The 12,731-nt window shown below is 43.9% G+C and carries 11 protein-coding genes; 6 read left to right on the top strand and 5 right to left on the bottom strand.

The genetic code is table 11. The features are described 5' to 3' along the window. From A3757_RS17820 to A3757_RS17800, 5 genes are all read left to right on the top strand, one after another. A partial coding sequence (locus tag A3757_RS17820) for an enoyl-CoA hydratase/isomerase family protein (RefSeq protein ID WP_197470111.1) occupies positions 1 to 489 on the top strand: 489 nt, incomplete at its 5' end. 63 nt (positions 490 to 552) lie between these two features. Beyond that, positions 553 to 1,434 (top strand): 3-hydroxyisobutyrate dehydrogenase, encoded by an 882-nt coding sequence (mmsB, locus tag A3757_RS17815; protein WP_068553566.1) that lies wholly within the window; start codon positions 553 to 555, stop codon positions 1,432 to 1,434. A 126-nt stretch (positions 1,435 to 1,560) separates the two neighbouring features. Next, positions 1,561 to 3,429, top strand: a complete 1,869-nt coding sequence (locus A3757_RS17810) for an extracellular solute-binding protein (protein ID WP_197470110.1) — start codon at positions 1,561 to 1,563, stop codon at positions 3,427 to 3,429. An 84-nt stretch (positions 3,430 to 3,513) separates the two neighbouring features. Next, positions 3,514 to 4,098 carry a hypothetical protein gene (locus A3757_RS17805; RefSeq protein WP_068510282.1) on the top strand — a complete coding sequence of 195 codons (585 nt, stop codon included), beginning with the start codon at positions 3,514 to 3,516 and terminating at the stop codon, positions 4,096 to 4,098. Between the two features lie 250 nt (positions 4,099 to 4,348). Further along, positions 4,349 to 6,175 carry a diguanylate cyclase gene (locus A3757_RS17800; RefSeq protein ID WP_068553501.1) on the top strand — a complete coding sequence of 609 codons (1,827 nt, stop codon included), beginning with the start codon at positions 4,349 to 4,351 and terminating at the stop codon, positions 6,173 to 6,175. Between the two features lie 623 nt (positions 6,176 to 6,798). Here the strand turns inward: A3757_RS17800 and A3757_RS17795 are convergent. From A3757_RS17795 to leuC, 4 genes are all read right to left on the bottom strand, one after another. Beyond that, positions 6,799 to 7,986 carry a PilT/PilU family type 4a pilus ATPase gene (locus A3757_RS17795; RefSeq protein ID WP_068553502.1) on the bottom strand — a complete coding sequence of 396 codons (1,188 nt, stop codon included), beginning with the start codon at positions 7,984 to 7,986 and terminating at the stop codon, positions 6,799 to 6,801. 206 nt (positions 7,987 to 8,192) lie between these two features. Then, complete coding sequence (gene asd, locus A3757_RS17790) at positions 8,193 to 9,305, bottom strand: aspartate-semialdehyde dehydrogenase (RefSeq protein WP_068510289.1); 1,113 nt, start codon at positions 9,303 to 9,305, stop codon at positions 8,193 to 8,195. A gap of 36 nt (positions 9,306 to 9,341) precedes the next feature. Then, entirely contained in the window at positions 9,342 to 9,992 is a 651-nt protein-coding gene (gene leuD, locus A3757_RS17785) for a 3-isopropylmalate dehydratase small subunit (RefSeq protein ID WP_068510291.1), read from the bottom strand. A 5-nt stretch (positions 9,993 to 9,997) separates the two neighbouring features. Next, complete coding sequence (gene leuC / locus A3757_RS17780) at positions 9,998 to 11,419, bottom strand: 3-isopropylmalate dehydratase large subunit (RefSeq protein WP_068553408.1); 1,422 nt, start codon at positions 11,417 to 11,419, stop codon at positions 9,998 to 10,000. Positions 11,420 to 11,573: 154 nt separating this feature from the next. Between leuC and A3757_RS17775 the strand changes: the two genes are divergently transcribed. Beyond that, entirely contained in the window at positions 11,574 to 12,491 is a 918-nt protein-coding gene (locus A3757_RS17775; protein WP_068553407.1) for a LysR family transcriptional regulator, read from the top strand. 30 nt (positions 12,492 to 12,521) lie between these two features. Here A3757_RS17775 and A3757_RS17770 read toward each other — a convergent pair. Beyond that, on the bottom strand, positions 12,522 to 12,731 hold a 210-nt coding region (locus tag A3757_RS17770; protein WP_369819567.1), incomplete at its 5' end, for a DUF2788 domain-containing protein.

The raw sequence follows: 12,731 nt of genomic DNA, 5'->3' as shown, positions 1-12,731 counted from the left end.
TTTTCAGAAGAAAATGATAACAACCACCTCTTGGTAACAGAAGCTATAAAGGCACTAGAGCTTACAAGCAAACAACTTCAAAGTTCGCAAATAAAGCTAAACCTACAAGTGCTTGAGCAGGCGTGCCAGCATAACTCTTTATGTTCAATTACGGATGCAATCGTAGCTTTTGATGAAAGTAACACTTTTCTCAACAAATCTAAGCAAACTTTACTTGCTGGCTCCCCGTTATCTCTTGTTGCGATTTATGAGCAGTTAAAACGCCATCGTTATACTGATTTACAAAACGCTTTTACAAGCGAGCTGGTTTTAGCGACCAACATGATCCGTCATCCCGATTTTGCGGAGGGCGTTCGTGCGCTATTAATAGATAAAGACAAAACACCTAAGTGGGAATACGCGCACTATACCCATATCCCAAGTTCCGTTATTGAGTCTTTATTTAGTAGGCCTTGGGATAAAAACCCTTTAGATGGGCTACTGGCTTAAGCAAAGCTTCTTATAAATAACAAAGGGGGCTATTCTGCCCCTTCCAAGATTGGGAAAATAATAATGACAACGATCGCGTTTATAGGTCTGGGGAACATGGGACTTCCCATGGCAAAAAATCTTGTAAAAGCGGGTTACAACCTGCGGGTATATGATTTAGCCAAGACTCCACTAGAAGAGATGAAGCAACTCGGTGCGCATGTCGCAAGCTCGGCATCACAAGCGTGCAAAGACGCTACTATCCTTATATCCATGCTGCCTGCAGGTAGGCATGTGTTAGGGCTTTATCTTGAAGGCGAAAAGCTATTATCAATCATTGATAAAGAAACCTTAGTGATTGATTGCTCAACGATCGAAGCGGAGTCTGCTATTAGCGTACATAACGCAGCAAAAGATAAAGGTATTTCAATGCTTGATGCTCCTGTTTCAGGTGGCGTCGCAGCCGCCGCCGCAGGAACACTGACATTTATGTGTGGAGGTTCAGAAACCAATTTTGATAAAGCAAAACCTGTTCTTAGCGCCATGGGGAGCAATATATTTTTGGCAGGGACTGACGGAGCCGGGCAAGTCGCTAAAATGTGTAATAACATGCTCCTTGCTATTCATATGATTGGCACTAGTGAAGCATTGAAATTAGGTGAAAATAACGGTTTGGATGCTAAAGTACTTTCTGAAATAATGCTCGCAAGCTCAGGAAAGAACTGGAGTTTAGAAAAGTATAACCCTTATCCTGGCGTCATGGAGACCAGCCCTGCATCGAATAACTATCAGCCTGGTTTTATGGTCGACCTAATGACAAAAGATCTTGGTTTGGCGGCCTTAAACGCACAAAGTACTGGAAGTAACACGCCACTCGGTAATGCAGCCTATGAAATGTATCAAAAAAAACAAGCTTCAGGCGATGGATTAAAAGACTTCTCGAGTATTATTGAGCTTCTTTCTTAAGTAAGTACAAAAAAATTAGCTTACTACTGTTGTAAGCCCTTTCCCTTAGATAAACTCTTATGCCTGCGCGCCTATTTCTTTTATAGGAATAGGTTAATTTATCGTTTCTTCATTAAGGCTTTAACCGTGCTTTCTACGCCTCAATATAAGACTATTTTAATCATAGCGTTTTTACACTTTTTTACTGGTAAGGCGCTTGCTGCCGAAATTATTACCGAGTCACATGGCTTTGCTTTGTACGGCGACCTTAAATACCCGCAGGACTTTTCTCATTTTGACCATGTCAATCCTAACGCCGCCAAAGGTGGGAACCTGCGTCTAATGGGTTTCGGTTCTTTTGATTCTCTAAACCCTTACATTTTAAAAGGAACCAGCCCCTTCAATTCTCCGGGAATGTTTATGTATGGGTTTACAGAGCTAAATGAAACTTTATTAGCAGGAACCGGAAGCTACTCACCATCAGGCGATGAACCACAAAGTGCCTATGCCCTGTTGGCCGCTAAAATCCGTTACCCCCAGAATTATGCTTGGGTCGAGTTTGATATCCAGCCAGAAGCACACTTCCATGACGGGCACCCGGTCGACGCTGAAGATGTTGTGTTTTCATATACTACCCTTACAGAAATCGGGCACCCGCGTTTCAAACAAAGCCTTCGCGCCGTTACCAAAGTCAAAGCGATTGACGCCGATACAGTGCGCGTTGAGTTCGATCAGGCCGACCAAGCTGCAAATATCTTACGATTTGGCGAAATGCCGATATTACCCGCGCACTTCTGGGTGGATAAAGATTTCGAACGCAGCTCCCAAACCATTCCACTGTTAAGCGGGCCTTATAGAGTCGGTGACGTAAAGGTTGGCCAGTCAATCAAGTTAGAGCGTGTAAAAGACGCTTGGTTTACTAAGTTGCCTAAGGGTGAATTAAATATCTATAAAGGTAGATATAATTTCGATACCGTAGTGATAGATTTTTACCGCGATCAGTCAGTGGCATTTGAGGGCTTTAAGTCTGATAGCTTTGATCTGTTTTTCGACTATACCGCAAAAAACTGGGCTAAGGCCTACGACTTCCCTGCCTTGAATGAAGGTAAGGTCATTAAAGCGGAAATTAAACATGATATTCCCAGCACCACTCAGGCTTTTTTCTTTAACAACCGCCGTAAGATATTTTCCGATCCAAAAGTCAGAGAAGCACTGAGCTTAATGTTTGACTTTGAGTGGACGAACAAAGCCCTTTTTAATGGCGCTTATAAGCGAAACCAAAGCTACTACCCTAATTCAGCATTCAAAGCTACTGGCCTCCCTAGTGAAGAGGAGCTTGAACTACTATTGCCTCATAAGAAAAATTTGCCTGTTTCCCTATTTGAGTCTGCCTTTTCCCTACCCAAAACTAAAGGCAATGGAAATATTCGTACAGTACAACGCAGAGCACTCAATCTTTTAAAACAAGCTGGCTGGATTTTAAAGGATGGTGAATTAAGGCATGCAAACAGCGGAAAAGTATTTAGCTTCGAAATACTCATTCGTCAGGCTGGAATCCAGCGCGTTATTCTACCTTTTGTGAAGAACTTACAAAAAATCGGTATTACTGCAGAGCCACGGCTAATCGATACAGCTCAATACAAAGTACGGTTAGATCAATTTGATTACGATATGACGACTGTTTCTTTGTCTCAGGGTCAGGCCCCCAGTTACGAGCAACGAGACTACTTTCATTCCGATACGGTTAATATCGAGGGCAGCCAAAATTATGCGGGTATCAATGACCCTGTCGTTGACGACCTGCTTGGCCATGTATTGCGAGCCAGGACCCGCGCAGAACTGATAGTCGCAATGAATGCGCTAGACCGAGTACTCTTATGGAGACACTATAGCATTCCAAACTGGCACCTAAACTACCACCGTCTTGCCTATTGGGATCGATTTGCTCGTCCAAGCACTCAGCCGCCCTATAAGCTTGGTGTTGAGAACTGGTGGCGTAAAACAAGCAATGATTAGGGTTTCCCATTTCCTGTAACATTCCTGTCATAAAAACTTAATATCCTGTATTGGTCGTATCACACACAAAACGGGAATCAAGCAATGATCGCACAGAAACTACGTATACTTGGCTTATCAACGGTTATGGCTCTTGGTGTAGCTGCGTGCGCAAGCACGGATACAAAAGAAGCTACTTCAGCGTCTGAAACAATGCAAACGCAAACAAAGATGTCAGTAAAGGTACCGGCATTATATGAAGTACACCACGATGGCCGTATTTACTTTTTCTATGATAAAGCCTTATACCAATCTTTCCTTAAGACTGGGCATACTGCTTACATGGTTGCACGCATCGGTGCAGGCCCTAAAGGCGAAACCCTAAAGTTTGCTTTGACAGGCGAAGATAAGAAGAAGCGTTCAGGTATTCCAAGTATTGATCTGATTGAAGGCACTGTAGCGCCAGCCCAGCCATTCTATGGTGAAATGCGCATGGAAGGCCGAATCTACGTCTTCAGCACACTAGAAGATATGAATAGCGTTCGAAAAGTAGGCGAAGCACCTTATCGTTTCACAGAAATCGGTTCAGGACCAAAAGGCGAGACTGTTGTCTATGTGCTAAACAAGACAAACAAAAAGCACAAGCCGCTTGAATTGATTACAGAGTTCAAGAAGCAAAATAACATGTAGTTGATAGAACTGATTGCCTTATTTAAGCAATGAGGCAATCATTTATATGCAGTATTCATTTATTCCCTTATCGTGCTAGTAAGCAACGATCAACTGTAAAAATCGCTACTTATCTAACAGCCTGCCATCGTCACTTATAAGTCAGTGAGAGGAAGATTAAATAATCAATTCGTTCGACAAACGCATTATCCGCTATTAAAAAATAGCTATCCAGGTTGTTAAATATGGACACCCAGACTATATTTATCTTATGTCTAAGTGCCTGCCATCAAATTCAGTACTGTTACTTCTCACCACTCTCTTTTTATTGGGTTTATGTAGTGCATCTCACGCTACTTTTGAAGTTGGAACAACTTCCAGTTCACATACCCCTATTGGGCAAGGCATCCAGTACATAGAAGCACCTAACGCTGAGCAGACTATCGAATCAATATTGAGTAACGAACCCCGATGGCAAACCAGTACCCAGCAAATATTTAACCGGGGGTATAGTAATTCAGACTGGTGGCTTAAATTTGACGTAATAAATATTGGAAGCGACAGCCAGTTTTACCTAGAATTTGATTACCCTGTTCTCGATTATCTAGATGTCTATCTAGTTGCAAAAAATCAAATAATCGACAAACACTTTATGGGAGACAAACTTAGTTTTTCGGAGCGCCCACTTAAGCACCGCTTATTTATACTCCCCCTTGACCTGCCTTCGTCACAAAACATAAGGGTTTACGTTAGAGCCAAATCCTCAAGTTCACTGCAAGTCCCCATTAAGTTATGGCGCCCTGAAGCTCACCGACAAGCAGATAGCGCAACCAATCTCGTTCATGGCGTGTATATGGGAGGCATACTAGTAATCGCCATCTACAACCTCTTGGTATATCTGACCCTTCGAGACAAAGTGTACCTAATTTATGTCAGCTATATTTGTAGCATGTTAATGTTCTTGGCCAGTTTGAACGGTTGGTCTTTTCAATATTTGTGGCCGGAAAGCACTTCCTGGAACGATACGTCCACGCTCATATTCCTGAATGGCGTTCTACTTTTCGCAGTACTTTTTGCTAAGTACTTCCTAAAACTTAGCGAACTAAAAAACCAGCTGTCCCTACAGGCAAATGTTTTGTCGGCTATTTGTTTGGCAGCTATGCTCTGTTACCTATGGTTTCCCTACAATTATTCAATTGTTTTTCTTATACCCTATGCTGCCTTTAGCTGCTTATGGGCACTGTCAGTTGGCGTATATGCTTGGTACGTGGGTCAAAAGTCCGCTGGTTTGTATGTCATATCCTGGACAGGGCTGTTAGTCGGTGGAATTTTATTAGCACTCAGTAAGTTCCAAATCATTCCCAGAAACATTATCACTGACCAATCAGTTCAGCTCGGTTCTTTGCTAGAAGCAATGTTACTTTCTTTTGCTCTTGCTCAGCGAATCAATCATGAACGCTCTGGAAGGATTGAAGCTCAGGAGCACGCTTTAGCAGTTCAAAAACAAGCGAACGATGAATTAGAAGAAAATGTCGCAGCACGAACCAAGGAGCTGGAAATAGCGAATCAACGCCTAAAAGAGCTTAGCGACACTGACCAACTAACCGGCATTAAGAATCGCCGTTATCTTGATCAATATGTCGATCAGGAGATCATCCGAGCAAGACGATACCAGCACCCCGTTTCAATACTACTCATTGATATCGATCATTTTAAAGCTGTAAACGACAACTTTGGCCATTTGGTTGGTGATATTTGCATACAGGCCGTTGCTTCTGAGCTCTCAACACAATTGCGCTTTCCTACCGACCTAGCCGCTCGATATGGCGGAGAAGAGTTTTGCATCGTGTTACCTCAAACGGGGCTAGAGGGAGGAATCGTTGTCGCTGAGCGAATTCGAAAACGTATCGATCAGTATGTCATTGAAGCTGAGGGTTTTGATCAAGCTGTCACCGTAAGTATCGGTGTTTATTCTACGATACCTGAAAAAACAGATACAGCTAAGCATCTCTTGGAAAATGCAGATAATGCGCTTTATTCTGCAAAACGAAATGGCCGAAACCGTGTGGAAAGCTATCAAACGAAGCATCAGCAATAATAAAGATTAGTTATTACAGATATGTACTTAGGAGAGTAGGAACTATAACCCGCCCCTTTCGCCATGTCGTCTAAAAACGTGCCTGGGCTTTTACTTTGCGATGAGCTCAATCAGGTAAAAATAGCCTAAACATCATTCTAAATATTGGGGTCATAAATATTGGGGTCAGAGTAACATTCACTCATATCCATGTCCGCAATGTCGTGACTGCTAGTATAAACTTGGGCTTATGTCAGAGGCAGGAAGGTGAAGATAGCAGGCTTCGAGAAAGGTAGCACTCTGTGTTCTTTTCGTTAGTCCACCACATGCAGGTTTGGCTGAATAATCTCTATCTTGATAGGGTGCGCCGCGCGCACCGGCGAAGATTATGCCCTTCGCTGCCAGAAGGTTCCACCATCAGTATGACTCTGCTCCGTGCTAGCCCGCTTGCGAGCCGTGGAAGGCTCTGCTTACTGGTTAGGGGGTTACCTCAATTTATGTTTGTTTGAGCCACAGGGTTCAGCGGTGCGCATGGCGCACCCTATTAGAGTTGTCTGAGTATTAAATGCGGACATTCATGCCTAAGCAACCCTGTCACGCTGGGCCTAAACGCTATTTTAAAACTATAGGCCGAGTTCGGACCATTAAAATGAAGGCGAAGGAAAATCATCCTCGGGTTCGTCCTTCTTAATTTCTTCAAGGCTTAATTCCAAACCGCTGGACGTGACCATGGTGTCTTTAGACGGTTCACTTGAATCCCCTTCTCCACCATTCGAGTCATTTAGCTTGATCTTCAAGCGAAGGTTATTAGCAGAGTCAGCGTTCTTAATAGCTTCTTCAAGAGATATTTTGCCTGCTTTGTGTAGATTGAATAAAGCGGTATCGAATGTTTGCATCCCTAAACCTTGGGATTTTTCCATAATTTCCTTTATGCCTTCAATCTCTCCACGCAAGATTAATTCGCTGATAGTTGGCGTTCCTAAGAGAATCTCAATGGCCGCCGCACGCTTTCCATCTACTGTTGGTATTAGACGTTGAGAAATAAATGCACGCATATTCAGTGCTAAATCATTGAGTAGCTGAATACGTCGGTCTTCAGGGAAGAAGTTGATAATTCGGTCGAGCGCCTGGTTTGCGTTGTTAGCGTGGAGCGTAGAAATACAGAGATGGCCAGTTTCAGCAAAGGCTAGCGCGTGCTCCATCGTCTCTCTGTCCCTGATCTCACCAATTAGAATAACATCCGGCGCCTGACGCAGAGTATTCTTAAGCGCGGCTCTATAGCTTCGGGTATCAACCCCGACTTCACGTTGGTTTATTACACTCTTCTTATGTTTATGGACGAACTCTACAGGGTCCTCGATAGTGATAATGTGACCACCTGCGTTCGAGTTACGGTGATCTATGAGTGCTGCGAGAGAGGTAGATTTGCCCGAACCTGTACCACCAACAAATAACACTAGGCCACGTTTAGCCATTACGACCTCTTTTAATACTTGCGGTAAACCCAGGTCATCAGCCTTTGGAATCTCTGTGACGATATTACGTGCAACGATTGAAATCTCGTTTCGCTGTTTGAATATATTGATACGGAAGCGACCAACACCGGAAATTGTATAGGCTAGGTTCATTTCTAGCTCTTGCTCAAATTCCTTTGTTTGTTCGCTATCCATCACGCTATATGCAATATCTTGTATTACCCCAGGCTGTAAAGGCTCTTGCTCTAGCGGTTTTAACTTTCCGTGAAACTTTGCGCAAGGCGGCGCGCCGGTACTTAAATACAAATCAGAACCGTCATTACGTGCTAGCACAGTTAAGTATTTTTCAAATTTCATCGAGAATATCCTATTCGTCAGATCAAGAGAGTAAAGAAATCTAGACAATAAGAAATAGACTATATGTGTGGGTTTCGCCAGCTTGAAATGATTTGATGGATACTTGAGCGGTAAAAACGTGAAGTATGAGAGGTAGTACAAGAAGGGAGGAAGAATTGAGCCATATTGTTTATGTAAAACTGAAAATATGGCTCAATCAGAGCTAACTACTGTTCTAACAAGATGCGTAACATTCTTCTTAGAGGTTCAGCAGCACCCCATAGTAGCTGATCACCTACAGTAAACGCTGAAATATACTCCGGCCCCATTGTAAGCTTACGAATACGACCAACAGGAATGCTTAGCGTACCAGTTACTTCAGTAGGTGTAAGCTCATTAATCGTTTGCTCACGATCATTCGGAATAACCTTAACCCAGTCGTTCGCCTTCGCTAATTTTTGCTCAATCTCTTCCACTGAAATATCTTTCTTCAGCTTGATCGTTAAGGCCTGGCTATGACAACGCATTGCGCCAATACGCACGCACAGGCCGTCAATAGGGATCGGTGTGTCTTCAATGCCTAGTATTTTGTTTGTCTCGGCGCCAGCTTTCCACTCCTCCCTGCTTTGCCCTGAAGGTAGCTGGGTATCGATCCAAGGAATCAGGCTACCCGCAAGCGGCACACCGAATTGGTCTTTTGGAAACTCATCAGAACGCAGCCTTTCAGCGACCGCTTTGTCGATATCAAGGATTGCGCTTGCAGGGTCTGATAGTGGATTAATTACAGTATTATGAATATCACCCATCTGCGAGATTAGTTCACGCATATGCTTGGCACCAGAACCTGAAGCTGCTTGATAAGTCATGGGTGAAACCCACTCAATCAAGTCTTCAGCAAACAAACCACCTAGCGCAATCAGCATTAAGCTGACCGTACAGTTTCCGCCAACGTAGTTCTTAACGCCTGATGCCAGGCCTTTATCGATCACGTCACGGTTAACAGGATCGAGCACGATAATCGCTTGATCATCCATACGAAGCGCAGAAGCTGCGTCAATCCAGTAGCCGTCCCAGCCTGAGTCTCTCAGTGGCTGAAATACCTCTTTGGTATAATCACCACCCTGACAAGTAATGATGACATCCATTGCTGATAATTCAGCAATGTCGGTTGCGCTCTTAAGCTTTTTCTCACTTTGACCAACATCTGGCGCATCTTGGCCAGCCTGTGAGGTTGTGAAGAAAATAGGCTCAACCAATGAGAAGTCGTTTTCTTCTTTCATGCGCTGCATTAGCACGGAGCCTACCATGCCTCGCCAACCAACAAGTCCTAATTTTTTCATCTTGAAAACTCTTTTAAATAATCCAATAAGTCTGTTTTATCGCTCAAAATCTACAAATAACCAAGGTGCTTCAGCTTTTCTTTTCTCTTCATAAGCCTTGATTGCTTCGACGTTTTCTAGCGTTACGCCAATATCATCCAAACCGTTTAACAAACAGTGCTTACGGAAGTCATCGACTTCGAAGCTGTATACTTTACCACTCGGTGAAGTCACGGTTTGTTGCTCTAAATCAATACTTAGTTCATAACCTTCGTTTGCGAATAATTCGTTGAAGATTACGTCAACATCTTCTTCACTCAGAACGATCGGTAAAATACCGTTCTTGAAGCAGTTGTTGAAGAAAATATCCGCAAAGCTCGGCGCGATAACAGCACGAAAGCCATAATCATCAAGCGCCCAAGGCGCATGTTCACGAGATGAACCACAACCAAAGTTTTGACGTGCAATAAGAATATTTGACCCCTGATAGCGCGCCTGGTTAAGCGAAAAGTCCATATTCAATGGGCGCTTTGAACAGTCTTGCCCAGGATAGCCTTCATCCAAATAGCGCAACTCATCAAATAAGTTAATACCAAAGCCCGTGCGCTTGATCGACTTAAGGAACTGCTTTGGCATAATCATATCGGTATCGACATTGGCACGATCAATCGGAGCAACGATACCTTTAACTTGTGTAAACTTTTTCATCGCTTTTACCCCTTAATAAATTCACGTACATCAACAAAGTGACCGGCTATGGCAGCCGCAGCGGCCATGGCAGGGCTAACCAAATGCGTACGACCACCAAAGCCTTGGCGACCTTCGAAATTACGGTTTGAAGTTGAAGCGCAATGCTCGCCTTCACCCAACTTGTCTGCATTCATTGCCAAGCACATTGAGCAACCCGGTTCACGCCATTCAAAACCGGCTTCTAAGAAAATCTTATCCAGCCCTTCTTGCTCAGCTTGCTCCTTGACCAAGCCAGAGCCTGGAACAATCAGCGCCTGCGTTAAAGAGTCTGCAACCTTGCGCCCCTTGACCACTTCTGCTGCCGCTCTAATATCTTCAATTCTTGAGTTAGTACAAGAACCAATAAATACTCTGTCCAGCTTAATGTCAGTAATAGGCATATCTGCTTCCAAGCCCATGTACTTAAGCGCTTTCTCGATGCCCTCTTTCTCAACTGCATCACTAGCGTTGTCAGGGTTAGGCACATTGTTATCTACCGGAAGCACCATTTCAGGAGAGGTTCCCCAGGTAACTTGAGGTTTGATTTCAGAGCCCTCTAGCTCGACAACCTGATCAAAGACAGCATCGTCATCACTGTGCAAGTCTTTCCAGTTTTCGACTGCGGCGTCCCACATCTCGCCTTTTGGCGCGAATGAACGGCCTTTTACGTAATCGACGGTCGTTTGATCTACTGCGATAACACCTACACGTGCACCAGCTTCGATAGCCATGTTGCACACGGTCATTCGCCCTTCCATAGACAGCTCTTCAATTGCTTTACCTGCAAACTCAATTGCGCAACCTGTACCGCCAGCCGTACCAATTTTGCCAATAATAGCCAAAACGATATCTTTACCTGTGATACCTTCGCCAACTGAACCGTTCACACGTACAAGCATGTTCTTCATCTTCTTCTGAACAAGGGTCTGGGAGGCCATAACATGCTCAACTTCAGAGGTGCCAATACCGTGAGCCAAGGCACCGAATGCGCCATGGGTAGAGGTATGGGAATCACCACAAACAACCGTCATGCCCGGCAAGGTAGCGCCCTGCTCTGGGCCTATTACGTGCACAATGCCCTGGCGCTTGTCTAACATTTTGAATTCAAGCACGTCGAAAGCTTCGCAGTTGTCATCCAAGGTTTGTACCTGGATACGTGAAACTTCATCGGTAATAGATTCAATTCCGCCAGTTCTGTCAGTTGTCGGGACGTTATGATCAGGTGTCGCGATATTAGCATCAGTTCGCCATAAAGGACGACCAGCCAGACGTAAGCCTTCAAAAGCCTGCGGTGACGTTACTTCGTGCAGAAGTTGTCTATCGATATAGATTAGTGAAGAACCATCTTCACGCTGCTTAACCAAGTGGGAATCCCACAATTTGTCATATAGCGTTCTACCAGCCATAACGTACTCCAGTGTTGCTTAAGGCCTAAAATTTGATGCCTGATACTTGATATCAAGCGTGCACTAATAATATTATCCCAGATCAAATAAAACAAATTCATATTTGTTATATTATTGATTCCAATTTGGAATACCTGTTAAGGAAAGGTACAAAATGGATATAGATTCTTTATTAGCATTTGTGACAGTTTACAAAGAGCGCTCATTTTCTAAAGCAGCCGAACGTCTATCACTTACTCAGCCCGCCATCACAAAGAGAATTCAGGGACTAGAACGTCAACTTTCGTGCAAACTCATTGAGCGTTTGCAGCGCGACCTCCTGTTAACCGAGGCTGGCGAAGCGCTGTATCCACACGCTCTGTCCATCCTGCATGAAATTGATAACGCAAAGCATGCAATCAAGAATTTATCTCACAATGTAGAAGGCGCGTTAAGAATTGTGGCCAGTCATCATATAGGCCTACACCGACTTCCGTTAATCTTGAAAGAATTTAGCAAGCGCTATCCAGAAGTAGACCTTAAGCTTAACTTTCTTGATTCCGAAAGCGCCTACCCAATATTAGGAGATAATCAGGCTGATATTGCTTTTATTACCATCCCGGACCAATTAAGTGACGACTATATATGTCACCTTTCTTGGAGCGACCCTATGAGCTTTATTTGTAGCCAACATCATGAGCTTGCCAGCTTAACAAGCGTAACACCCCCTGACCTTGCAAAGCACAACGCAATTCTGCCCTCACGATCCACGCTCACTTACCGCGTCGTCGAAGCTATGTTTCATCAATCGAAATTAATGCTAAACGCGAGCATTCCAACGAACTATCTAGAAACCATGAAGATGATGGCCGGAGTAGGCATGGGTTGGAGCGTGCTGCCAAACACGATGATTGATGAAGAGCTGAAAGTATTACCGATCGATCTTTCGAATAGCTACGGCACCGAATCGGAATTGACCAGAAATCTTGGCGCCGTGAGTTTCAGAAAAAAGAGTATGAGCAACGCTGCAAAAGCCTTTATTGAAGTGGCTGAATCCATTTGGGGACGGCAGGTATCAGTACAAAAAACTTAAATTGGTTAACGTACCGAGGCAATCGCACCGTTAGAGATTCATCATCTCAACAATAACTGTTTTCGCAACAAAACCAAATACCCCCAAACCAAGCGCAAAGAACAGGATAAATGTACCGAATTTACCGGCATTTGAGCGTTTAGCCAAGTCCCAAACAATATATCCCATATAAAGAATTAGCGCAGTGACCAGAACATATAACGAAATAGACTCAAACTGCTCAACACTCATGACTTTACC

It is taken from the genome of Oleiphilus sp. HI0117, assembly GCF_001635235.1.
Note: the sequence above shows the minus strand (reverse complement) of the source record. Positions and strands in the feature narration are given on the sequence as shown.